At 61.3% G+C, this 22,138-nt stretch carries 22 protein-coding genes; 14 read left to right on the forward strand and 8 right to left on the reverse strand.

Annotated features, from left to right (window positions below; all coding sequences use genetic code 11):
- The first annotated feature begins 11 nt into the window (after positions 1-11).
- From selD to O3300_RS03265, 10 genes are all read left to right on the forward strand, one after another.
- A complete protein-coding gene (gene selD / locus O3300_RS03220) occupies positions 12-1,076 on the forward strand; it encodes a selenide, water dikinase SelD (RefSeq protein WP_305052017.1) in 1,065 nt (354 codons plus the stop codon).
- 26 nt (positions 1,077-1,102) lie between these two features.
- Positions 1,103-1,981, forward strand: coding sequence for a putative selenate ABC transporter substrate-binding protein (locus tag O3300_RS03225; protein ID WP_305052018.1), 879 nt, complete (start codon positions 1,103-1,105; stop codon positions 1,979-1,981).
- 67 nt (positions 1,982-2,048) lie between these two features.
- Positions 2,049-2,861, forward strand: coding sequence for a phosphonate ABC transporter ATP-binding protein (locus O3300_RS03230; RefSeq protein WP_099667935.1), 813 nt, complete (start codon positions 2,049-2,051; stop codon positions 2,859-2,861).
- A 17-nt stretch (positions 2,862-2,878) separates the two neighbouring features.
- On the forward strand, positions 2,879-3,691 hold the full coding sequence (locus tag O3300_RS03235) for an ABC transporter permease (RefSeq protein WP_251349215.1): 813 nt from the start codon (positions 2,879-2,881) through the stop codon (positions 3,689-3,691).
- A complete protein-coding gene (gene phnE, locus O3300_RS03240) occupies positions 3,688-4,491 on the forward strand; it encodes a phosphonate ABC transporter, permease protein PhnE (RefSeq protein ID WP_305052019.1) in 804 nt (267 codons plus the stop codon). The genes O3300_RS03235 and phnE overlap by 4 nt, the downstream gene beginning before the upstream one ends.
- Before the next feature lie 25 nt (positions 4,492-4,516).
- Complete coding sequence (locus O3300_RS03245; RefSeq protein WP_305052020.1) at positions 4,517-4,882, forward strand: hypothetical protein; 366 nt, start codon at positions 4,517-4,519, stop codon at positions 4,880-4,882.
- 163 nt (positions 4,883-5,045) lie between these two features.
- Positions 5,046-5,552 (forward strand): hypothetical protein, encoded by a 507-nt coding sequence (locus tag O3300_RS03250; RefSeq protein ID WP_305052021.1) that lies wholly within the window; start codon positions 5,046-5,048, stop codon positions 5,550-5,552.
- 17 nt (positions 5,553-5,569) lie between these two features.
- Positions 5,570-6,058: an N-acetyltransferase gene (locus O3300_RS03255; protein ID WP_305052022.1), complete on the forward strand. Its 489-nt coding sequence runs from the start codon at positions 5,570-5,572 to the stop codon at positions 6,056-6,058.
- A gap of 98 nt (positions 6,059-6,156) precedes the next feature.
- Entirely contained in the window at positions 6,157-6,339 is a 183-nt protein-coding gene (locus tag O3300_RS03260) for a hypothetical protein (protein ID WP_305052023.1), read from the forward strand.
- A gap of 259 nt (positions 6,340-6,598) precedes the next feature.
- A complete protein-coding gene (locus tag O3300_RS03265) occupies positions 6,599-7,357 on the forward strand; it encodes a hypothetical protein (RefSeq protein ID WP_305052024.1) in 759 nt (252 codons plus the stop codon).
- 13 nt (positions 7,358-7,370) lie between these two features.
- On the opposite strand, the gene O3300_RS03270 is transcribed toward O3300_RS03265, so the two are convergent.
- The 7 genes from O3300_RS03270 to cyoA all read right to left on the reverse strand — a co-directional run bounded on the left by O3300_RS03270 (position 7,371) and on the right by cyoA (position 14,154).
- The gene (locus O3300_RS03270; RefSeq protein WP_034788474.1) at positions 7,371-7,907 is read right to left on the reverse strand and encodes a response regulator transcription factor; all 537 of its coding nucleotides are present in this window, start codon (positions 7,905-7,907) and stop codon (positions 7,371-7,373) included.
- Positions 7,897-9,246, reverse strand: a complete 1,350-nt coding sequence (locus O3300_RS03275) for an ATP-binding protein (protein ID WP_289914753.1) — start codon at positions 9,244-9,246, stop codon at positions 7,897-7,899. The genes O3300_RS03270 and O3300_RS03275 overlap by 11 nt, the downstream gene beginning before the upstream one ends.
- Entirely contained in the window at positions 9,230-10,072 is an 843-nt protein-coding gene (locus O3300_RS03280) for an SURF1 family protein (RefSeq protein ID WP_369812258.1), read from the reverse strand. Before O3300_RS03280 ends, O3300_RS03275 begins: the two co-directional genes overlap by 17 nt.
- Positions 10,069-10,455, reverse strand: a complete 387-nt coding sequence (gene cyoD / locus O3300_RS03285) for a cytochrome o ubiquinol oxidase subunit IV (protein ID WP_099667923.1) — start codon at positions 10,453-10,455, stop codon at positions 10,069-10,071. The genes O3300_RS03280 and cyoD overlap by 4 nt, the downstream gene beginning before the upstream one ends.
- Positions 10,452-11,090: a cytochrome o ubiquinol oxidase subunit III gene (gene cyoC, locus O3300_RS03290; protein WP_086144570.1), complete on the reverse strand. Its 639-nt coding sequence runs from the start codon at positions 11,088-11,090 to the stop codon at positions 10,452-10,454. The genes cyoD and cyoC overlap by 4 nt, the downstream gene beginning before the upstream one ends.
- Positions 11,083-13,086: a cytochrome o ubiquinol oxidase subunit I gene (gene cyoB, locus O3300_RS03295; RefSeq protein ID WP_251348655.1), complete on the reverse strand. Its 2,004-nt coding sequence runs from the start codon at positions 13,084-13,086 to the stop codon at positions 11,083-11,085. The genes cyoC and cyoB overlap by 8 nt, the downstream gene beginning before the upstream one ends.
- Before the next feature lie 84 nt (positions 13,087-13,170).
- Entirely contained in the window at positions 13,171-14,154 is a 984-nt protein-coding gene (cyoA, locus tag O3300_RS03300) for a ubiquinol oxidase subunit II (protein ID WP_251348654.1), read from the reverse strand.
- Between the two features lie 217 nt (positions 14,155-14,371).
- Between cyoA and O3300_RS03305 the strand changes: the two genes are divergently transcribed.
- Entirely contained in the window at positions 14,372-15,718 is a 1,347-nt protein-coding gene (locus O3300_RS03305) for an MFS transporter (RefSeq protein WP_099667920.1), read from the forward strand.
- A 102-nt stretch (positions 15,719-15,820) separates the two neighbouring features.
- On the opposite strand, the gene O3300_RS03310 is transcribed toward O3300_RS03305, so the two are convergent.
- Complete coding sequence (locus tag O3300_RS03310; RefSeq protein ID WP_289904919.1) at positions 15,821-16,273, reverse strand: Hsp20/alpha crystallin family protein; 453 nt, start codon at positions 16,271-16,273, stop codon at positions 15,821-15,823.
- Between the two features lie 282 nt (positions 16,274-16,555).
- Here O3300_RS03310 and O3300_RS03315 point away from each other — a divergent pair, with 282 nt between their 5' ends.
- The 3 genes from O3300_RS03315 to O3300_RS03325 are packed head-to-tail and all read left to right on the forward strand — an operon-like array spanning position 16,556 to position 22,132.
- Positions 16,556-20,038, forward strand: coding sequence for a response regulator (locus tag O3300_RS03315; RefSeq protein WP_305052026.1), 3,483 nt, complete (start codon positions 16,556-16,558; stop codon positions 20,036-20,038).
- Between the two features lie 28 nt (positions 20,039-20,066).
- Positions 20,067-20,945, forward strand: a complete 879-nt coding sequence (locus tag O3300_RS03320) for a protein-glutamate O-methyltransferase CheR (RefSeq protein ID WP_305052027.1) — start codon at positions 20,067-20,069, stop codon at positions 20,943-20,945.
- Positions 20,942-22,132 (forward strand): hybrid sensor histidine kinase/response regulator, encoded by a 1,191-nt coding sequence (locus O3300_RS03325; protein WP_305052028.1) that lies wholly within the window; start codon positions 20,942-20,944, stop codon positions 22,130-22,132. Before O3300_RS03320 ends, O3300_RS03325 begins: the two co-directional genes overlap by 4 nt.
- The last annotated feature ends 6 nt before the right edge of the window (positions 22,133-22,138 follow it).

Genomic DNA, 22,138 nt, shown 5'->3' on the forward strand with positions numbered 1-22,138 from the left:
GAATGACGACCATGTCCAATAGCGCAGCAACACCCAATACCCCCATCCGATTGACCGAATTTGCCCATGGCGGCGGCTGCGGCTGCAAAATCGCGCCGGGCGTGCTGGCCGATATTTTAAAGGGCAGCGGCGGCTTTCCCCTGCCGAAGGAATTGCTGGTCGGCATAGAAACCTCGGATGACGCGGCCGTCTACCAGCTCAACGACGAACAGGCGCTGATCGCCACGACGGATTTCTTCATGCCCATCGTCGATGATCCGTTCGACTTCGGCCGCATCGCCGCCACCAACGCCATTTCCGACGTGTACGCCATGGGCGGCACGCCCATCATGGCGCTGGCCCTGGTCGGCATGCCGATCAACAAGCTGCCCGTGGAAACCATCGGTCTCATCTTGAAAGGCGGCGAAACCATCTGCGCCCAGGCCGGCATCCCCATCGCGGGCGGCCACACCATCGATTCCGTCGAACCGATCTATGGCCTGGTCGTGCTGGGCCTGGTCCACCCGTCGCAAGTGAAGCGCAACGCGGGCGCGCGCGCCGGCGACAAGCTGGTATTGGGCAAGCCGATCGGCGTGGGCATCCTGTCGGCCGCGCTGAAAAAGAACGCGCTGGACGCGGATGGCTACGCTTCTTTAATCGACAACACCACCAAATTGAATACCCCGGGCAAGAAACTGGCTCTGCTGGACGGCGTGCATGCGCTGACGGATGTGACGGGCTTCGGCTTGCTGGGCCACACCCTGGAACTGGCGCGCGGCGCCAAGTTGCAGGCGCGCATCGCCATGGACGACGTGCCGCTGCTGCCGCAAGTGCAGCAACTGGCGCAAAACGGCAACATCACGGGCGCCTCGAACCGCAACTGGCAGGGCTATGGCGCGCAAGTGGCGCTGGACGACAGCCTGAGCGCCATCGACAAGGCGATTTTGACGGACCCGCAAACGGCCGGCCCCCTGCTGGTGGCTTGCGCGCCGGAAGCCGTCGAGCAAGTGCTGGCGATTTTCCGCGCCGAAGGCTTTGGCGACGCCGTCGTCATCGGCGAGATGCAGGAAGGCAGTACCGGGGTTTCCGTAATCTAATGAATATTTTTTGCAAAGGCAGTCCCATGACCACATTCTCGAACTCATTTAGCAAGTTCCCCGCCATCCTGGCCACCGTCGCCGCCACCCTGGCCATCCACAGCGGCCTGGCGCAAGCGCAGCAAGTGCTGCGCGTCTCCGCCATCCCCGACGAAGCGCCGACGGAATTGCAGCGCAAGTTCAAGCCGCTGGGCAGCTACCTGGAGAAAAAGCTGGGCATGAAGGTGGAATTTACGCCCGTCACCGATTACGCGGCGTCCGTCGAAGGCTTGATCAATAACAAGCTGGACATGGTCTGGTTCGGCGGTTTTACCTTCGTGCAAGCGAACGTGCGCAGCGGCGGCAAGATCGTGCCGCTGGTGCAGCGCGAGGAAGACACGAAGTTCCGCTCGGTGTTTGTGACCACCAGCAAGGACATCAATCAATTGTCCGACCTGAAGGGCAAGAATTTCACGTTCGGCTCGGAATCGTCGACCTCGGGTCACTTGATGCCGCGCTACTACTTGCTGGCCGCCAAGATCAACCCGGACACGGACATGAAGCGCATCGCGTTTTCCGGCGCGCATGACGCCACCGTGGCGGCAGTGGCCGGCGGCAAGGTCGATGCTGGCACCTTGAACATTTCCGTGTGGGAAAAGCTCGTCGAAGCGAAAAAGGTCGATCAAAACAAGGTGCGCGTGTTCTACACGACGCCAGGCTACTACGATTACAACTGGAGCGTGCGCGCCGACATGAACCCCGTCGTGCGCAAGAAGCTGACGGACGCCTTCCTGGCGCTGGACCCATCGACGGCCGAAGGCAAGGAAATCCTCGAACTGCAGCGCGCCACCAAGTTCATCCCGACCAAGGCCGAGAACTACAAGGATATCGAAGCGGCTGCGCGCGATGCCAAGTTGTTGAAGTAACTGCTGAAACTTGCCGGATGGCGTCCTGCGGACGCATCCGGCACACTCCCCCACACCGAAATCTCGCATGACATTCCAACTTCACAAGGTCAGCGTCCACCACGCGGGCGCCGCCGGCAATGCGCTGGCCCTGCGGGACCTGGACCTGGACGTGGCCCAGGGTGAGCAAATCGCCCTGATCGGCCCGTCCGGCGCCGGCAAGACCAGCCTGCTGCACACACTGGCGTGCGCGCTGCGTCCCGAATCCGGCACCTTGGACATCCTGGGTATTTCTCCCTGGCAAATCGGCAGCGCCGAGCGCCACGCCTTGCGCGCGCGCCTGTTCCTGGCGCCGCAAACGCCGCCGCTGCCGCCGCGCCAGCGCGTCGTCAACGCCGTGCTGGCGGGCCGCTTGCCCCAATGGAGCTTGTGGACGGCCATCCGTTCGCTGCTGGCGCCCGTCGATCCGCGCGCCGCATGGGAAGCTTTAGGTAAATTCAACCTGCAGGATAAGCTGTATGCACGGGTCGACCGCCTGTCCGGCGGCGAACGCCAGCGCTGCGGCATGGCCCGCGCGCTCGTGTCGGATGCGCAAGTGTTCCTCGTCGACGAACCGCTGTCCGCGCTCGACCCCACGCTCGCCTTGCAAACGATCCACGTGCTGCAAGCGGAAGCGACGGCGCGCAACGCCACCCTGATCTGCAGCCTGCACCAGGTGGAAATCGCCCGCGCCTGCTTTACGCGCATCGTCGCCTTGCGCGACGGCAAGATCGTCTTCGACTTGCCCGGCGCCCAGGTCAGCGACGCCATGATCGCCGAACTGTACCGCAACAAGGCCGATACGGCGCCGCAGTTCGAGGCCGTGGAAACGCAGCTGGACGCCGCGAGGCCCCTTTGCTGAAATCCGCCAACGCCGCGATGCCGCGCGACCCCGCCTGGCGCGGCCGCCTGACCGGCGCCGCCATCGTGCTGCTCGTGCTGTGGCCGATGCTGGTGCAGGCGGAATTCAAGCCGTGGATTTTATGGGATGCGCAAAGCCTGGCGGCCACCTGGCAATTCCTTGCCAGCTTCGTGCCGCCCGCCCACTCGCTGGAATTCCTGCAACTGGTGGCCATTTCCAGCTGGGAAACCATCGCCATGGCCACGGCCGGCATGGCGCTGGCCATGCTGGGCGCCATCCCCCTGACCTTGCTGGTGACGGAGCGCCTGTCGATTTCGCGCCTCGGCTCCGGCCGGGTGGCGCCCCTGGCCGCCGCCCTGCGCCACGCGGTCCGCGCCTTGCTGGTGCTGCTGCGCAGCGTGCCGGAACTGGTCTGGGCCTTGTTGTTGGTGCGTATCGTGGGACTGGGGCCGACGGCGGGCGTGATCGCCATCGCGCTCACCTATTGCGGCATGCTGGGCAAGGTCTACGCGGAAATCCTCGAATCGTCGGATGCGTCCGCCTGCAACGCGCTATTGCACAACGGCAGCGGCCGCCTGAAAGCCTTGCTGTACGGCGCCCTGCCCGAATCGGCCGCCGAACTGGTGTCGTACACGATTTACCGCTGGGAGTGCGCGATCCGCGGCTCCGTCGTCATGGGCTTTGTCGGCGCGGGCGGCCTGGGCCAGCGCATGGATGAATCGATGAAGATGATGGCGGGCAGCGAGCTGGCCACCATGCTGATGGTCTTCGTGCTGCTGGTGGCGGGCGCCGACGCCGTCTCGGCCATGCTGCGCCGGAGGCTGGCATGAAGCATCAGAATTTCGCGGCGATGCCCGCGCCTGCTCCCGTGCGCTGGTCCACCTGGGCCTTGCTGGCCGGTTTGTTGCTGCTGGTCATCGCCAGCTTCGCCACCTTGCCCCTGAAATGGGGCGAGTTTTTCAGCGCGGACGCCGTGCGCACGAGCGCCGACTTCCTGCACGGCTTCGCCCCGCCCGAGCTGGCCAGCCCCTTCCTGATGAAAGTCGGCGTGGCCACGTTCGAGACCCTGGCCATGTCGGCCATCGGCACGGTCATCGCGGCCGTATTTGGCGCGCTGCTGGCCCTCCCCGCCAGCGGGCGTTTTGGCACCGTGGCGCGCAACGCGACGCGCGGCGTGTTGAATGTGCTGCGCTCGATCCCGGAACTGGTCTGGGCGTCAATTTTACTGATCGCCGCCGGCCTGGGCCCGTTCGCGGGCACCCTGGCGCTGGCGCTGCACACGGTGGGCGTGCTGGGCCGCTTGTTTGCCGACGCCTTCGAGAATTGCCCGCCCTTGCCGGCGGCGACCTTGCGCATCAACGGCGCGCGGCCCGCCGTGGCCTTCCTGTACGCGACCTTGCCGCAATGCAGCCCGCAAATGATGTCCTATACCCTGTACCGCTGGGAAAACAATATCCGCGCCGCCGCCATCCTCGGCGTCGTCGGTGCGGGTGGCCTGGGACAGATGCTGAAATACCATCTGTCGCTGTTCCAGATGCAGAACGCCGCCACCGTCATCGTCGCCATGCTGCTGATGGTGGCCGCCGTCGATGGCCTCAGCTACCTGCTGCGCCGCGCCATGACCCGTTAATTGTCACTTTTCGCAAGGATCGCCCATGTCAGGCTGGTGGACCATTATCTCGACAGAAACGCCGGAACAGCTGGCCGACATGACGAAAATCAACAAGGACGCGTTTCTCGCCACCTGGGAAGCAGGCCTGTTCGGCGCCGACTGGATCGCGCAGCTGTGCACACAAGGCAAGGCGACCCAGCTGTCGTCGAACGGCTTTCCCAACCGCTACACGGCTTCGGCGGACGTCATCGCGCCACTGCTGCAGGCAGGCATTGCCGAAGCGCAAGATGGGGAATTTCCGCAAGATACGCTGACGGGCTGGCCCGGCAGCATTACCGTGCATCCGGAGCGCATCGCCGCCTGCGTGCCAGGACAGTTACTTACCATCGAAGTGTGGGATCAGTCCTAGTACACCGTCCCTAGCATCCGCATCAGTACTGGATTAACTCTAAGGGAGCGTCGTGCTTCTGCCAAACGGGTCTTTGGAATATTTTCAAGTTTTACATATCAACACTCCATTTTCAATAGAGAAAAGGCTATCATGCAAGCTTCGATTCTAAAAAATAGAGATTATGCACATTCACGTCGACTGGACTGGGCCACATGACTATGAAGAGGCGCTAGCTTTTCGCGATACCAATGTGGATTACGGCGTATACCAAATATACGGCGCTCATCCTGTATATGGAGCAGATGTTTTGATATATATAGGGAAGGCTGTACAACAGACTATTGGAAAACGCCTTTCACAGCAAAGCTGGAATTATCTCAACCAGGACTGCTCTCGCCTTCGCGTCTATATTGGGCGCCTCGGCGGATACGAAGGAACACCAACGGATGATGAGTGGACCGCACAACTGACAAAGGTCGAGCGCCTCTTAATTTATTCGCATTGGCCAGCCGGAAATTCATCTGGCCTGAATGTGCAGTTCGGCAAAGATCTTTACGATACGCATATCTTAAACTGGGGGACATACTGCTCTTTATTGCCTGAAGTCTCTGGGATGCGATATTCGAATCGATATAGTTCGAGTGATAATTATGAAACCTTTGGCACAAAACATAACTCCGTAGAGTAATTTTTCAATATAGTTTGATGTACTTCATCCGTCCTACCACCGCCAGCGACTGGCCCGCCCTAAAAGCCACGCGCCTGGCCGCCCTGCTTGACGCCCCCACGGCCTTTGGCGCCAGCCACGCCAGCGCGGCCGCTTTTTCGGACGCCGACTGGCAGCAACGCGCCGTCAGCACGCCGCAGCGCACGTTTTTCCTTGCCTTTGACGCAGAACAACCCATCGGCCTGGCCGCGCAAGTGTTGGCCGGCAATGGCGAGTGCCACCTGATCGCCATGTGGGTACATTCCGAATATCGCGGCCTGACCGTGGCGCAAGGGCTGGTCGAGGCCGTGAAACGATGCGCCGTCGGCAATGGCCACGCGCGGCTGGTGCTCGACGTGGCGCCGGAAAATGCGCGCGCGGCCGCGTTTTACCAGAAACAGGGCTTTGTCTTTTTACCGGAATGGGAAGCGCTGGAAAGCCATCCCCATATCCGCGTGCAGAAAATGGAATGGCTGGCGGTGGCATGAGTTCGATCACTGCGCGTAGCGGCCATTCTTGCGCCCCCCCCCGAGAATGAATCGTGTTTGACTGGATTTTTGACGGCATCGTCTAGATCGTTCGTCTGTTGATCTATAACCTGTTAGGAACGGTCATTGAAAAGCTGTTCTATTGGCCGGGCTGGGCAATACTACGGCTACTCACGCTGGGCCACTACCCGCCGGCGAGAGCGTTGCCGCATAATCGCTTTGCCGTCGCCCTGTTTGCTGCGGTAGTCATCGCTTCCGGCCTGTTGATGGCATTGACGTAAATACAGTGTTTTAGCGAGTAAATCATTCATGGCAGATACGCGCATCGACGCGGCATCGGCACAACGTTGCTTTCTTTCCCCAATGCCGCTAAAAAAACAGCTGATTCAAGCATTCCATTGCTCCAGATTGACACTCTGTCCTAAAAATCCCCATTCATCGCCATTCTTTTCTACACTCATGTTTCCTTGAATGGGCAGGAAAAACAGACTGCTCTGACTTGATAAACAATGACGTGAGAGGCAAATGAACAGGATGAATATGCGTGCAATCGCCGGACTTCTGCTGTGTGCATGCGGCGCCGCCGTCCACGCCCAGGCCGATGTGGAACAAGCCGTGGCGACGGCCGTGGAGCAAGCCGTGGAACAAACTGAACCCGCTGCGGCGGCGTCCGTCAATGTCAAAGGCATCCGGGATCCGGATTGGAAACCCTACAGCGCCATGCTCAAGGGGGTGAAACGCTTCGAGGAAAAACACGGTCTGGCGCCTGGCGCCGAATTGCGCTTCATCCTGGAGCCGCGCCATGCCGATGTCGACATGCACGCCATCGCGCTGCGGCTGGAAAGCGACGAGGCGGGTATGGCGATACCGCTGGGTGAGCGCAATATCTTCAGCCTGCCCGTCGAACAGGGTCCGCTGTATGAGAAGGCCGAGCTGACCGTGAACCGCAAGGCGGGGTCCGTCAGGTGGATACCCTACGTCAGGAGCGCGGCCACCAGCGACACGCTGCGCCGCCTGGGCGACCTGCGGCTGGCGTGCGAAGTGCATTGGGCCATCGACAAGGAAACCTTGCCGTTTGCGATGCGTACCACGATGAGCGCATTGGGCGGGCCCTGCAATTTCGTGTCGCAAAAGGGCACCTACAGCTTTTCCGAACCACGGCGCATCACGGCGGCAACGATCAGTTTTAACGGCAAGAGCGCACCCGTGCCCTTCAGCGGAACGTCGTTCACGCCGCCGCTGCGGGAACAGGACTGGGGCGACGACAGCGTGCTCGAACTGACGTTCGCCGATGACTAGCTGGCGCGGCGCCCTACTTCACCCGCTGCTTTTCCAGCTTGCGCGCCAGCGTGCGCCGGTGCATGCCCAGCCGGCGTGCCGTTTCCGAGATATTGAAATCCGTCTCGGCCAGCATTTCGTGGATGCGTTCCCATTCCAGGGTCTTGATGTTGGTGGCGCGGTTCGTCAGTTCGATGTCGGCGTTGCCGGCCACGTGGCCGAAGGCCGCTTCGATGTCGTCCGTGTTCGACGGTTTCGCCAGGTACTGGCAGGCGCCCAGCTTGATGGCTTCGACGGCCGTGCCGATGCTGGCGTAACCGGTGAGCACGACGATCAGCATCTCCGGGTCGTGCTGGTGCAGCATCTGCACGCAAGCCAGGCCGGAGGTATTGCCATTGAGTTTTAAATCGACGACGGCGTAGTCGGGGCAATGCTGTTCCAGCAAGGCGCTCGCTTCATCGAAATTGGTGGCCAGGATGACCTGGTAGCCGCGCCGTTCGAACGAGCGGCCCAGGGTGCGGGCAAACGCGGCGTCGTCTTCCACGATCAGTAACAGACGGTCATCCTGCATGGTGGTCGCTTTCTCTTTCCAGTTTGATGGCCGCCAGCGGCAAGGCCAGGTGCACCACCGCCCCGCCCTGCACCCTGTTGCGCGCCGTCACCGTACCGCCTAAAGTACGCGCGACATTCACCACCAGGAACAGGCCGAGGCCGCCGCCGGGCTTGCCCTTGCTGCTTTGATACGGTTTGCCCAGGTGCGTCAGCATCGACGGCTCGAAGCCGGGGCCCGCATCGGTAATGACCAGGTGCAAGGCATCCGCTTCGCGCGTCGCTTCGAAGCGCAGCCAGTCGGGCGACGCTTCCAGTGCATTGTCGAGCACATTGCAAATGGTTTGTTTCAGGGTCGAATCGAAAACGACGGGCACGTCGTGCTCAATGCGGTTATCGTACTCGAAATCCTGGATCGGGCGGCTGCTGCGCCACTCGTCGACCAGGTCGTTGAGGAAGGTGTTGATCGTCGTTTTCACGGACGATTCGCCGCGCGCCTCGCCCGCAGACAGCAAGATGCCGCTGACGATGCTCTTGCAGCGCTGCAATTGCGCCTGCATTTCCGTGATTTCTTCCAGTAATTCGCTGTTCTTGCTCAGTTCCGGCATGCGGCGCCAGTCGCCGAGGATGACGGACAGGGTTGCCAGCGGCGTGCCCAGCTCGTGCGCGGCGCCCGAAGCCAGCAAGCCCATGCGGATGATGTGCTCCTCTTCCGCCGCGCGCTGGCGCAAGTCGGCCACCTTGGCGTCGCCGGCGCGCTGGTTGCGGTTGATGCGCGTAATAAACACCACCAGCAAGGCGGCGTTCAGGATGAAACAGATCAGCAAGCCTTGCACATACAGGCTGGAAAAGCCCCGCTCCGGGTCGATCGGCAGGATCAAGGGGCCGGGCAGCAAGGCCAGGCCCGCCAGGCACAAGCTGGTGATGGCCACCATGATCCAGGTCGACCACACTTCCAGCAGGACGGCGCTGAGGATGACTTGCAACAAGTACAGGAAGGCAAACGGGTTGCTGATGCCGCCGCTCAGGTAAAGCTGGGCCGTCAGCACGGTGACGTCGACCAGCAGAGCGAGGAACAGGGCCGTGTTGGACACGGGCTGGCGTTCGTGCCAGCGCAGCAGGCTGGCTAAATTAAAAGCGATGAGGCAGGACAGCACTTCGAGCATGTAGGGCACGGGCAAGGCGATGCCCAGTCCCACGCCCACGCCGAAGATCGTGCTGATCTGGCCGATCACGGCCAGCCAGCGCAGCTGGATCAGCAGCTTCATGTTCTGGTGGCCGGCCGGATGTTCCATCTCGGCCGCCACCGCACCGCGTTCTAGCACCTCGCGGTTGGGCAGGATCTCAATCCTGCCCGGCATGGTCGCTTTCTTGTGATAGATCAAGACCTGCTTTGCGCGCGCGGCGACGTTTGTCTTCGCGCACGATCCACCAGCTGATACCGGCTACCATCAAGGCCAGGGTGAACCACGTCAAGGCGTACACGAGGTGGCTGTTGTGGAAGGAAATCACGGTCAGCCCGCCGACGGGGGCGTCCGCAGCCGTTTCCGACTTTGCCTTCGCATCGACGAAGTATGGCGCCACGTTGGTCAGCATGTGCGAGGCGCCGATGGCGGCCACGTCGCGCGAATACCAGTGCTGCGTGGCTGGACTGTTTTCGCGCAGGAAACCGCCGCCCGTCTCGCTGACGCGCAGCAAGCCGTCCACGTGGACGATGCCGGCCGGCGTGCGGGCGGCGATGCCTTCGCGTTTCGGCACGAAGCCGCGGTTGATCAGCACGGTGCTGCCATCGGCCAGGCGCAAGGGCGTCACCAGCCAGTAACCGCTGCCCAGTGCCGTCGTTGCTTGCACCAGGGTATTGAAAATGGGGAGATACGTACCGGAGAGTCGCACATGGCGGTATTCATCCGTTTGCTGCGTGACACTGGCCCAGGCTGCGGGTCCAGGCGCGTCCGTTGCGGGCGCATGTACGCGTTGTTCGACGCGCTCGATCAGGTCAAGCTTCCAGAACAGGCGCTTGACTTGCCAGGTGCCCAGGGCACAGAAACCGGCAAACAAGATCCCCGCCAGCAAGGCCAGTGCAATTTTTGAATAATGCACAGCCATGCCGCGTGGGCCTGGCGCGGCATCTTGCGATGCGGCGCCAGGGGCGCGCCCGGTGTTGCTTGGGCGCGTATTACTCATCATGGAGCCGTTTTCGTATGCATGTACTCAGGCATCAGATCCGGCATCATGTTGTGGTTCATGTGGTACATGACCCACAGGGAACCGGCCATGGCAATACCCACGATCATGATCGTGAAGATCAGCGCCATCATGTTCCAGCCGCCTTCCGACTTGGTGTTCATGTGCAGGAAGTACACCATGTGCACCACGACTTGAACGGCCGCGAACGCCAACAGGACCAGGCCCATGGTGCCCGAGTTGGTGATGGCTTTCGTCATCACCAGCCAGAAAGGAATGGCCGTCAGGATCACCGACAGGATGAAGCCGATGGTATAGCTTTTCAGGCTGCCATGATCGTGATCGTCATGGTGGTGGCTATCGCCGTGTGTGTGGTGGTCGCTCATGGCAGCACTCCCATCAGGTAGACAAAGGTGAAGACGCCGATCCAGATGACGTCCAGGAAATGCCAGAACAGCGACAGGCACATCATGCGACGGCCGTTTTCCGGGGTCAGACCATGCTTGTTCAACTGGAACATCAAAGTCACGAGCCAGATCACGCCGAACGTCACGTGCAAGCCGTGGGTACCGACCAGGGCGAAGAACGACGACAGGAACGCGCTGCGCTGCGGACCGGCGCCTTCGTGGATCAGATGAATGAATTCATACATTTCCAGCGACAGGAAGGCCAGGCCGAACAGGCCCGTGATACCCAGCCAGACCAGGGTGCTGCGCAATTGCTTGCGCTGCATGGTCAGCATGGCGAAGCCGTAGGTGATCGACGACAACAGCAGCATGGCCGTGTTGACGGCCACCAGCGGCAGGTCGAACAGCGCGGCGCCCGTCGGGCCGTCCGCGTAGCTGCGGCCGACCACGGCGTACGTGGCGAACAGACAGGCGAAGATCAGGCAATCGCTCATCAGGTAGAGCCAGAAACCCAGCAAGCTGCCGTTTTCCGGGTGGTGCTCGCGCACAAAGTAGCTGCGCGTGCTTGGTGCGGCGCCAGCGGCGCCGGTGTTATGGGCGATGGTATCAGACATGGCTGCTCAGCAATTTAGTATAAGCGTCTTCGGTACGGACCACTTCTTCCGCAGGAATGTAGTAATCGCGCTTGTAGTTAAAGGTATGGACGATGATGGTGACCATCATGATCACGAAGCCAATGCTGGCGACGAGCCACATTTGCCAGATCAGGCCAAAACCGACCAGTGCGGACAGTGCGGCGATCACGAAACCAGCCCAGGTGTTCTTCGGCATGTGGATCTTCGTGAAACCGGACGTCGGACGCTGGTAACCGTGTTTCTTCATGTCAGTCCATGCATCGAGTTCATGCACTTGCGGCGTGAAGGCGAAATTATAGTCTGGCGGTGGCGACGACGTCGACCATTCCAGCGTACGGCCGCCCCATGGGTCGCCGGTCACGTCGCGCAGGGCGTGACGGTTGCGGTAGCTGACGAAGAACTGGATCAGCATGGACGCGATGCCCAGTGCGATCGAGACGGCGCCAAACCAGGCGATGATGGTCCAGATTTGCAGCGATGGATCTTCAAAGTGGTTGACACGACGGGTCACGCCCATCAGGCCCAGCACGTACAGCGGCATGAAGGCCAGGTAGAAGCCGACGAACCAGAACCAGAACGAGCACTTGCCCCAGAACGCGTCGAGCTTGTAACCGAAGGCTTTCGGGTACCAGTAGTTAATCGCAGCGAAGACACCGAAGACCACGCCGCCGATAATCACGTTATGGAAGTGGGCGATCAGGAACAGGCTGTTATGCAGCACGAAGTCCGCTGGTGGTACGGCCAGCAATACGCCGGTCATGCCGCCGATGGTGAAGGTGACCATGAAGCCGATCGTCCACAGCATGGGCAGTTCGAAGCGGATACGGCCGCGGTACATGGTAAACAGCCAGTTGAATATCTTCGCGCCCGTCGGGATCGAAATGATCATCGTCGTGATGCCGAAGAAGGAGTTGACGCTGGCGCCCGAACCCATGGTGAAGAAGTGATGCAGCCATACCAGGTACGACAGGATCATGATGACGCAGGTGGCGTACACCATCGAAGCGTAGCCGAACAGGCGCTTGCTGCTGAAGGTGGCAACGACTTCCGAGAACACGCCGAACAGCGGCAGGATCAGGATGTAGACCTCTGGGTGACCCCAGATCCAGATCAGGTTGACGTACATCATGGCGTTGCCGCCCAGTTCCGTCGTGAAGAAGTTAAAGCCTGCAACGCGGTCCAGCGACAGCATGGCCAGCACGGCCGTCAGCACCGGGAAGGCGGCGACGATCAGGATGTTGGTGCACAGTGCGGTCCAGGTGAAGACCGGCATTTTCATCCAGGTCATGCCTGGCGCGCGCATCTTGACGATGGTGGCGATCAGGTTGACACCGGACAATAGCGTCCCGACCCCGGCAATCTGCAAGGACCATATGTAATAGTCTACCCCCACGTCCGGACTGCCGACGATGCCCGACAGCGGCGGATACGCCAGCCAGCCCGTGCGGGCGAATTCGCCGACGAACAGCGAAGCCATGACCAGGGCGGCGCCCATGGTGGTCATCCAGAAGCTGAAGTTGTTAAGGAAAGGGAAAGCCACGTCGCGCGCGCCGATTTGCAGCGGCACCACGTAGTTCATCAGACCCGTCACGAAAGGCATCGCGACGAAGAAGATCATGATCACGCCGTGGGCGGTGAAGATCTGGTCGTAGTGATGCGGTGGCAGGAAGCCGGCATTGTCGCCAAAGGCGATTGCCTGCTGGGTGCGCATCATGAGTGCGTCGGCAAAGCCGCGCAGCAGCATGACCAGGCCCAGGATCATGTACATGATACCGATTTTTTTATGGTCGATACTGGTGATCCAGTCGCGCCACAGGGTACCCCAGACGCGGAAATACGTCAGTGCCGCAACGAGTGCGATACCGCCCAGGGCGACCATGGCAAAGGTCGCCAGCAGGATAGGTTCGTGAAATGGAATTGCATCCCAAGTCAGACGGCCGAATATAAGCTTCGTCAGATCAATATGGTCTAGCATTGTTACTCTCAGAGAAAAAAGGGAGGCGCCAGGCAAGCGGCGCCAGTATCTGCAGCGCAATGCGCTGCGGGATTCATGCAGTCGTTACTTGGCTTGAACGCCCTTTTCAACTACTGCATCGCTAGCGACTACTGCCGTTACGGCCGCTACCGGGCTATTTGCCATCGTCAATTTGTATGGCTCGACCGGCGTCACGCACAGAGCGTCGGAAACGATGGTGCGGTTCAGAATTGCCTTGTACAGATCGCTAGGTACGGCGCTGTAGCGGCGGACCGGGTCGCGTTCGCTAGGCTGGGCCAGCGACAGGTAGTCGTCGCGGTTCAGCGCGCCGCCACCGGCACGTGCCGATTCCACCCATTTGTCGAAGTCCGCATCATTCACGCCGTGGAACTTGAAGCGCATGCCCGAGAAACCGGCACCGCTGTAGTTGGCGGAAAAGCCCTTGTAGACGCCAGGCTTGTTGATGACGGCATTCAGCTGCGTTTCCATGCCAGGCATGGCGTAGATCTGACCTGCCAGTGCGGGGATGAAGAACGAGTTCATGACGGACGACGCGGTGATCTTGAAGCGGATCGGACGATCGACTGGCGCGTACAGTTCATTCACGGAAGCGATGCCTTGCTCCGGGTAGATGAACAGCCATTTCCAGTCCAGCGCCACGACTTCGACGATCATCGGCTTGTGGCTGGCAGGAATCGGACGGTTGGCGTCGATACGGCTCAGCGGACGATAAGGATCGAGGGTGTGGGTGCTGATCCAGGTCAGCAGGCCCAGCACGATGATGATCAGCAGGGGCGCGCCCCAGATGATCAGCTCGAGGCGAGTCGAGTGGTCCCAGTCCGGCTCGTATTTGGCCGCGGTGTTGTTTTTTCTATAGCGCCATGCGAAAAGCAGGGTCAGGGCGATTACCGGAACGATAATCAACAGCATCAGCAATGTCGAGATGACAATCAGATTGCCTTGCTGAACTGCGATGTCTCCGGACGGATTCAGTACCACCGTATTGCAACCAGCCAACAATGCGAGAGGTAAAAGAAGCAGTCCGCGACGAACTTTTAATGAAAACATACAGGAAAGTCCAGTACAGGGGATGAAGATATGGTACTGTATTCTCACTGGAGCGCGTTGGCAATTGGACGTTTTGTCCTACCCCTTGCTCGGATTTTCACTCGGTAGTTGCGGAGTTTTCCTACAGCTATCTATTGAATAGTCCTACTCCGGGCGTGAGACACCCGGGGTATGTTACGCGTTGGCCGAACTCGAAACTATATTGGAGACGATCATCATGTCCAGCACGCGCATACACAGCGGGGATGTACCCGCCGACTTTTCCCCTCACTCCCTGCGCGACGCAAGCGGGGCCGGCACGGTCGAATCGCATATCGACCCCGGTGAGATCGCCGTCGGCGTGATCATCGGCCGCGCTTCCGAATACTTTGACTTCTTTGTCTACGCCATCGCCTCGGTGCTGGTGTTTCCGCGCGTCTTCTTCCCATTCGAAGAGCGCCTGGAAGGGACTTTATATGCCTTCCTGATTTTCTCGTTCGCCTTCATCGCCCGTCCGTTCGGCACCGTGATCTTCATGGAGATCCAGCGCCGCATGGGACGCAGCGCCAAGCTGACCTTCGCCCTCTTCCTGCTGGGCGTGTCGACGGCCGGCATCGCCTTCCTGCCGACGTATTCCCACCTGGGTTTTGCCGCCATCATCTGGCTGTCCGTGCTGCGCATCGGCCAGGGCGTGGCGCTGGGCGGTTCGTGGGATGGCTTGCCGTCGCTGCTGGCCCTGAACGCGCCGGAAAACAAGCGGGGATGGTACGCCATGCTGGGCCAGCTGGGCGCGCCCGCCGGCTTCCTGATCGCCGCCGGCCTGTTCTGGTTCATGCTGACCACCCTGACGGATGAAGATTTCCTCGACTGGGGCTGGCGTTATCCTTTCTATGTGGCCTTCGCCATCAACGTGGTCGCCCTGTTTGCCCGTCTGCGCCTGGTGTCGACGAATGAATATGCGCGCCTGCTCGACGAACGCGAACTGCAGCCCGTGAGCGTATTTGAAATGAGCCGCGGCCAGGGCCGCAACGTGCTGATCGGCGCCCTCGCCGCGCTGGCCAGCTATGCACTGTTCCACCTGGTGACCGTGTTCCCGCTGTCGTGGATTTCCGTCTACCAGACGCGTTCCGCGCCGGACTTCCTGCAAATCCAGATGCTGGGCGCCGTGCTGGCCGCCGTCGGCGTGGTGATTTCCGGCTTGCTGGCCGATAAAGTGGGCCGCCGCACCACCCTGGGCGTGCTGGCCGTGCTGATCGCCATCTTCAGCGCCTTCGTGCCGACCCTGATGGGTGGCGGCAATACGGGCCAGGACGTGTTCATCCTCGTTGGCTTCAGCCTGCTGGGCTTGTCCTATGGCCAGGCAGCCGGCGCCGTGACGGCCAACTTCCCTGCCCGCTTCCGCTATACGGGCGCGGCCCTGACGTCCGACCTGGCCTGGCTGGTCGGCGCCGGCTTCGCTCCGCTGGTGGCGCTGGGCCTGTCAGCCAACTTCGGCCTTGCCTACGTCAGCTTCTACCTGCTGTCGGGCGCCGTCGCCTCGCTGGCCGCCCTGAGCCTGAACCGGGCACTGGAAATCCGCGACTGACATATATATAGTGTGCAGTACGCACAGCACTGAAAAACGCCGGCTCCGTCCGGCGTTTTTTTCATCCCCGCGCCAGCTTGACGCCACGCTTCCTGGTCACGCTCACTGTATCGCCAGCTGCCGCCCGCCCGTGCCTTCCTTCTTCGGCAAGTCCAGCAGCAGCACGCCATTTTCATAGCGGGCCTGCGCACCGGCCTCGTCCACCTCATGCTGCAGCACGAAGCTGCGGTATTGCTGGCCATACTCGCGTTCGCTGCGCACGACCTTGCCGCCGCCGTCGCGCGTCACCCTTTCATTCTTGAGTTCGGCGCTGATGGAGACGCGGTTGCCATCGATGGACACCTGGATATCGTCTTTATTCACGCCTGGAATGTCCGCCTGCAACAGATAGGCTTGTTCGGTTTCGGCAATGTCGACACGCATGCGCCCATTGCCCACGTCGCGCACATGCAAGGCGGGCGCGAAAAAGTCGCGCATGAATTCTTCCATGTCGCTGAAGGGGTCGAAACGTCCCAGCGGGTGCTGCGGATCGCGGTGGATCAAATGATTGGCCATGATGTCCTCCTGCATGGGCTGGCTTGCACACGGCGGCCGCCTGCAAGGACGCCGCCACCTCCTGCATCTTAGGATGACAACAGCCAATCTCTTTGATCTGCCTCAATCGTGGCCAGCTTGATTTTCCCGCCACTTTGATCTGTGCGTTGCCTCGCCTTGCACAGGCGTGCGAGTCGGCAATTGGGCACAAGACTGTTATGCTAGCGCACGCCATGCTTGACCACCAGAAAACTTGCATTTCAATTAAAATTGATTCTTTCGCGACAGCCTTACACGGACATGATGAATACCAAGACCCCGATCGATTCCTTCAGCTTTCGCCGCATCCTCGCCCGCAACGTCACCTTGCCGCTGGTCATCGGGGTCATCACGGCCCTCGTGTTCGTCGCCCTGATCGCCTACCTGCTGTCGGCCCTGCGCTCGGTCGAGCATTCCGAACGGGTGATCGGCAATGCGAACGAAGTCATGAAATTGTCCGTCGACCTGGAAACGGGCATGCGCGGCTACTTGCTGACGGGCGACGAAACGTTTTTGGCGCCATATAAATCAGGCAAGGCAAAGATCGCCGTCGAAATGAACACGCTGCTGGAACTGGTGTCCGACAGCCCCATCCAGGTCGACCGTCTGCGCCGCATCCGCGCGCTGCAAGGCCAGTGGCTCGATTATGCCGAAGGCGTGATCGCCCAGCGCCGCAGCAACCAGGAATTCCTCGCGCGCGTGCGCCAGGGCGAAGGCAAGCTGGAATTTGACGAAATCCGCCGCGAATTCCTCGCCTTCCTGTCCATGGAGCAGCGCTTGCGCCAGGAACGGGCCGATACGGCCGAAAGCCGCACCATGCTGGCCGTGGTGGTCTTCCTCATCCTCAGCCTGGGATTGTCGGGCTTGCTCGCCTACCTGGGACGGCGCGAACTGCTGCGCCTGTCCGACATCTACAACGATGCGCTCGAGCAGCGCGGCAAGGATAACGACGTGCTGCAAGAGCAGGCGTGGCTGCGCACTGGGCAGACGGAATTGGCGGCCCACACGAGCGGCCAGCTGGGCCTGCCGCAACTGGGACGGCACGTGCTGGACTTCCTGGCCCACCGCCTCGACGTGGCCGTCGCCACCCTGTACGTCGTCGACGAGGATGGCAGCCTGCGCCGCACGGCCGTGTACGGCTTCAGCGACCAGGGCGTCAAGGACAAGCCCGTCTTCAAGCTAGGCGAAGGCCTGGTGGGCGAGACGGCGCGCGAAAAGCGCCTCAAGCATGTGCAGCAAGTACCCGAGAATTACCTGACCGTGACGTCGAGCCTGGGCCACGGCACGCCGCTGGAACTGGTCTTGACGCCCGTCAATAACGAAGGCGTCGTCAACGGCGTCATCGAACTGGGCTTCACGCATCCCGTCAGTGCCCGCGCCAAGGAATGGCTGAGCCTGATTGCCGCGAATGTCGGCACCTCGCTGGAAGCGGCCCTGTACCGCCAGCGCCTGCAAAATGTACTGGAAGAAACCCAGCAATTGAATGAAGAACTGGAAGTGCAGCAGGAAGAATTGCGTACGGCCAATGAGGAGCTGGGCGAGCAGTCGCGCGTGCTGGAACAGTCGCAAGCCCACCTGGAAGAGCAAAAGGCGGCACTGGAACAGTCGAACGAGCAGCTGGCCGTGCAGGCGCTGTCGCTGGACCAGAAAAACATGGCCATCGGCGAAGCCCATGCACAGCTGGAAGCGCGCGCCGAAGAGCTGCAGCGGGCCAGCCGCTATAAATCCGAATTCCTGGCGAACATGTCGCACGAACTGCGCACGCCACTGAATAGCTCGCTCATCCTGTCGAAGCTGCTGTCGGACAATACCAGCGGCAACCTGACGCCGGAGCAAGTGACGTTTGCGCAAACCATTTATTCGGCCGGCAACGATTTGTTGACCCTCATCAACGATATCCTCGACATTTCCAAGGTCGAGGCGGGCAAGCTGGAATTGACGCCGGAAGCCGTGCCCTTCGACGAGCTGCTCAGCAGCATGAAGATGCTGTTCGGCGCCCAGGCGCAGCAAAAGAAACTCGCCTTGGACGTCAAGGTGGCGCCGGACGCCCCGCCATCGTTTGTCAGCGACCGCCAGCGCCTCGAGCAAATCCTGAAAAACCTGCTGTCGAACGCCATCAAGTTTACCGACACGGGCAGCGTGTCCCTGCACGTGAGCACCGCTGCGGCCGGCCAGGTGCGCTTCCAGGTGCAGGATACGGGCATCGGCATCGCCGGCGACCAGCAGCACAAGATTTTCGACGCCTTCCACCAGGCCGACGGCACCACCAGCCGCCGCTACGGCGGCACGGGCCTGGGCCTGTCGATTTCGCGCGACCTGGCAGCCTTGCTCGGTGGCAGCATCGAGCTGGCCAGCACGCCCGGCCAGGGTAGCACGTTCACCCTCGTGCTGCCGGCCGTCATGCCGGAACGCGCGGCGGAAGCGGTCACCGTGCCCGCCGCCGCGCCGCAGCCCCCCGCCAGAATCGCGGCCGCCGCCCCCAAGGCGGCGCCTGCCGCCAAGCCCGTGCCGCTGCCCACCTTCGAGGATGACAGGAATAGCGTGCCCGCAGCCAAGACGGGCCAGCGTTCCGTGCTGGTGATCGAGGATGAGCCGTCGTTTGCCGGCATCCTGTTCGACCTCGCGCATGAAATGCAATACCGCTGCCTGGTGGCGCACGGTGCCGACGAAGGCTTGCGCCTGGCGCAAGAATTCCTGCCCGACGCCATCCTGCTCGACATGGGCTTGCCGGACCGTCCGGGCTTGCTGGTCTTGCAGCAGCTCAAGGAAAACCCGCTGACGCGCCACATTCCCGTGCACATCGTCTCCGGCAACGACCAGATGCAGGAAGCCATGCAACTGGGCGCCATCGGCTACGCCACCAAGCCGCGCACGCGCGAGCAGCTGAAGGAAGTGTTCCGCAAGCTCGAATCGAAGTTCACGCAAAAGATGAAGCGCATCCTGCTGGTCGAGGACGACGAACGCCAGCGCGAAAGCGTGGTGCACCTGATCAGCGACGACGACGTGGAAATCACGGCCGTGGCGCTGGGCGAGCAGGCGCTGGAATTGCTGAAAACACAGATTTTCGACTGCATGATCATCGACTTGAAACTGCCCGATATCCAGGGCAACGAATTGCTCGAACGCATGGAACATGAAGAGTTGTGCTCGTTCCCGCCCGTCATCGTCTACACGGGCCGCAACCTGAGCCGCGAAGAAGAAGCGGACCTGATGAAGTATTCGCGCTCCATCATCATCAAGGGCGCCCGCTCGCCCGAACGCCTGCTGGACGAAGTCACCCTCTTCCTGCACAAGGTGGAGTCGGAACTGTCGAGCGAGCGCCAGGGCATGCTGCAGCAGGTGCGCAGCCGCGAACGCGTGTTTGAAGGGCGCAAGATCTTGCTGGTGGACGACGACGTGCGCAATATCTTTGCCCTGACGAATGCGCTGGAACAGAAAGGCGTGGTGGTGGAAATCGGCCGCAACGGCTTCGAAGCCATCAGCAAGCTCAACAGCGTGGACGATATCGACCTCGTATTGATGGATGTCATGATGCCGGGCATGGATGGCCTGGAAGCGACGCGCTTGATCCGCGCCGATGGCCGCTACAACAAGCTGCCCATCATCGCCATCACGGCCAAGGCCATGAAAAATGACCAGGAAGAATGCCTGCAGGCGGGCGCGTCCGACTACCTGGCCAAGCCGATCGACCTGGACCGTTTGTATTCGCTGCTGCGCGTGTGGATGCCGAAGATGGAACGCATGTGATGACACGCCATGCCCGGGAGCGGCGCTGATGTCCCAGCGCACCACGGACGCACAACTGCAGGCGCTGATGGAGGCAATCTATCAGCGCTACAGCTATGACTTCCGCGACTACTCTTTACCCTCGCAGCGGCGGCGCCTGCATCAGGCGCTAGAACGCCTGCATTGCGCCGACCTGCCCGCCTTGCAGCAGCTGGTGCTGGACGATGCCGCCGCCTTTGGCAAGCTGCTGCAGATTTTGACCGTGCCCGTCACGCAAATGTTCCGCGACCCGGCGTTTTTCCGCGCCTTGCGCGAACAGGTGGTGCCCGTGCTGAAAACCTACCCGTCGCCGACCATCTGGGTGGCCGGCTGCTGCACGGGCGAAGAAGCGCTGTCGCTGGCCATCCTGCTGTACGAGGAAGGCTTGCTCGAACGCAGCACGATTTACGCCACGGACATCAATCCGCAAGCGCTGGCCACGGCCGCGCGCGGCGTGTATACGCTGCACCGGCTCGATGAGTACGGCGCCAACTACCTGGCCGCGGGCGGCCTGGGCCAGCTGGCCGATTACTACACGGCCGAGCATGCGACAGCGCGCTTCCAGCAGCGCCTGCTCGATAGGATCAACTTTGCCGACCACAGCCTGTCCACGGACAGTGTTTTTATTGAAACGCAATTGATTTGCTGCCGTAACGTGCTGATTTACTTCAACAAAACCTTGCAGGAACGGGCCCTGGGCCTGTTCCACGACTCGCTGTGCCACCGGGGTTTCCTGGGCCTGGGCAGCAAGGAAAGCACGCATTTCACCCGCTTTGCCGCCGAATTCGAGCCATTGCCGGGTCCCGAAAAGCTCTACCGCAAGCGTGCGCCGTCGCACGCCGCTTCCCACTACGCTGGACGGCAAAGCCATGCCAGGAATGAAACATGATGAATGAAACAAGCACCAAACTGCTGATCGTTGACGACTTGCCGGAAAACTTGCGCGCGCTCAATGCGTTGATACGCGAGAGCGACCGCAGCGTCTACCAGGCATCCTCGGGCGAAGAAGCGCTGGCCCTGCTGCTGGAACACGATTTCGCGCTGGCCATCCTCGACGTGCAAATGCCGGAAATGGATGGCTTTGAGCTGGCGCAATTGATGCGCGGCACGGAAAAAACGCGCCACATCCCCATCGTCTTCGTCACGGCGGCCGGCAAGGAAATGAATTTCGCCTTCCAGGGCTATGAAAGCGGCGCCGTCGATTTCCTGCACAAGCCGCTCGACATCAATGCCGTGCAAAGCAAGGTCAACGTCTTCGTTGCCCTGCACCAGCAGCGCAGCGAAACGCGGCGCCAGGTGCAGGCGCTCGAGCACAGCCGCCAGCAGCAGGAAGCGCTGCTGAAAGAATTGCGCGCCACCCAGGCGGAACTGCAGCGTTCGCTACGGCTGCGCGACGAATTCATGTCCATGGTGGCGCACGAGCTGCGCACGCCGCTGAACACGCTGTTCCTGGAAACGCAGATGCGCACCGTCAACCTGGAACGGGGCAACCTGGCCGCCTTCGAACCGGAAAAGCTGGGCAAGATGGTGGCGCGCGACGGGCGGCAAATCCGCAGCATGGTGCGCCTGATCGACGACATGCTCGACGTGTCGCGCATCACCAGCGGCAAGCTGTCGATCCGCCGCGAAGCCGTCGACCTGACCAGCCTCGTGCGCCGGGTGGCTGACGACCTGGCACCGTATGCGGCCACGACGGGCAGCGTGCTGGAAGTGCTGGCCTTCGAACCCATCCAGGGTTTCTGGGATGCCTTCCGCGTCGAGCAAATTGTTGTCAACCTGATCAGTAATGCCGTGCGCTACGGCCAGGGCCAGCCTGTGGAAATCAGCCTGGCGCACACGCAGAACAGCGCCGTCATCGAAGTGCGCGACCATGGCATCGGCATCAATGCGCGCGACCAGGAACGCATCTTCGACGCCTTCGAGCGCGTCATCCACCAGGACCGCACGGGCGGCCTGGGCCTGGGCCTGTTCATCACCAAGCAGCTGGTCGACGCGCACGGCGGCGCCATCACCCTTCAAAGCCAGCCCGGCAATGGCGCCCTGTTCAGCGTCACCCTGCCACTGGCCGGAAGCTGAGGCCCG

The sequence above is a fragment of the Janthinobacterium sp. SUN206 genome, from assembly GCF_030587305.1.
Lineage (GTDB): Bacteria > Pseudomonadota > Gammaproteobacteria > Burkholderiales > Burkholderiaceae_D > Janthinobacterium > Janthinobacterium kumbetense.

What these genes read in the sequence shown, in the direction of transcription:
- selD (WP_305052017.1), top strand. Translation starts at nt 12, where the DNA reads ATGTCCAATAGCGCAGCAACACCCAATACCCCCATCCGATTGACCGAA.
- O3300_RS03225 (WP_305052018.1), top strand. Translation starts at nt 1,103, where the DNA reads ATGACCACATTCTCGAACTCATTTAGCAAGTTCCCCGCCATCCTGGCC.
- O3300_RS03230 (WP_099667935.1), top strand. Translation starts at nt 2,049, where the DNA reads ATGACATTCCAACTTCACAAGGTCAGCGTCCACCACGCGGGCGCCGCC.
- O3300_RS03235 (WP_251349215.1), top strand. Translation starts at nt 2,879, where the DNA reads ATGCCGCGCGACCCCGCCTGGCGCGGCCGCCTGACCGGCGCCGCCATC.
- phnE (WP_305052019.1), top strand. Translation starts at nt 3,688, where the DNA reads ATGAAGCATCAGAATTTCGCGGCGATGCCCGCGCCTGCTCCCGTGCGC.
- O3300_RS03245 (WP_305052020.1), top strand. Translation starts at nt 4,517, where the DNA reads ATGTCAGGCTGGTGGACCATTATCTCGACAGAAACGCCGGAACAGCTG.
- O3300_RS03250 (WP_305052021.1), top strand. Translation starts at nt 5,046, where the DNA reads ATGCACATTCACGTCGACTGGACTGGGCCACATGACTATGAAGAGGCG.
- O3300_RS03255 (WP_305052022.1), top strand. Translation starts at nt 5,570, where the DNA reads ATGTACTTCATCCGTCCTACCACCGCCAGCGACTGGCCCGCCCTAAAA.
- O3300_RS03265 (WP_305052024.1), top strand. Translation starts at nt 6,599, where the DNA reads ATGCGTGCAATCGCCGGACTTCTGCTGTGTGCATGCGGCGCCGCCGTC.
- O3300_RS03270 (WP_034788474.1), bottom strand. Translation starts at nt 7,907, where the DNA reads ATGCAGGATGACCGTCTGTTACTGATCGTGGAAGACGACGCCGCGTTT.
- O3300_RS03275 (WP_289914753.1), bottom strand. Translation starts at nt 9,246, where the DNA reads ATGCCGGGCAGGATTGAGATCCTGCCCAACCGCGAGGTGCTAGAACGC.
- O3300_RS03280 (WP_369812258.1), bottom strand. Translation starts at nt 10,072, where the DNA reads ATGATGAGTAATACGCGCCCAAGCAACACCGGGCGCGCCCCTGGCGCC.
- cyoD (WP_099667923.1), bottom strand. Translation starts at nt 10,455, where the DNA reads ATGAGCGACCACCACACACACGGCGATAGCCACCACCATGACGATCAC.
- cyoC (WP_086144570.1), bottom strand. Translation starts at nt 11,090, where the DNA reads ATGTCTGATACCATCGCCCATAACACCGGCGCCGCTGGCGCCGCACCA.
- cyoB (WP_251348655.1), bottom strand. Translation starts at nt 13,086, where the DNA reads ATGCTAGACCATATTGATCTGACGAAGCTTATATTCGGCCGTCTGACT.
- cyoA (WP_251348654.1), bottom strand. Translation starts at nt 14,154, where the DNA reads ATGTTTTCATTAAAAGTTCGTCGCGGACTGCTTCTTTTACCTCTCGCA.
- O3300_RS03305 (WP_099667920.1), top strand. Translation starts at nt 14,372, where the DNA reads ATGTCCAGCACGCGCATACACAGCGGGGATGTACCCGCCGACTTTTCC.
- O3300_RS03310 (WP_289904919.1), bottom strand. Translation starts at nt 16,273, where the DNA reads ATGGCCAATCATTTGATCCACCGCGATCCGCAGCACCCGCTGGGACGT.
- O3300_RS03315 (WP_305052026.1), top strand. Translation starts at nt 16,556, where the DNA reads ATGAATACCAAGACCCCGATCGATTCCTTCAGCTTTCGCCGCATCCTC.
- O3300_RS03320 (WP_305052027.1), top strand. Translation starts at nt 20,067, where the DNA reads ATGTCCCAGCGCACCACGGACGCACAACTGCAGGCGCTGATGGAGGCA.
- O3300_RS03325 (WP_305052028.1), top strand. Translation starts at nt 20,942, where the DNA reads ATGATGAATGAAACAAGCACCAAACTGCTGATCGTTGACGACTTGCCG.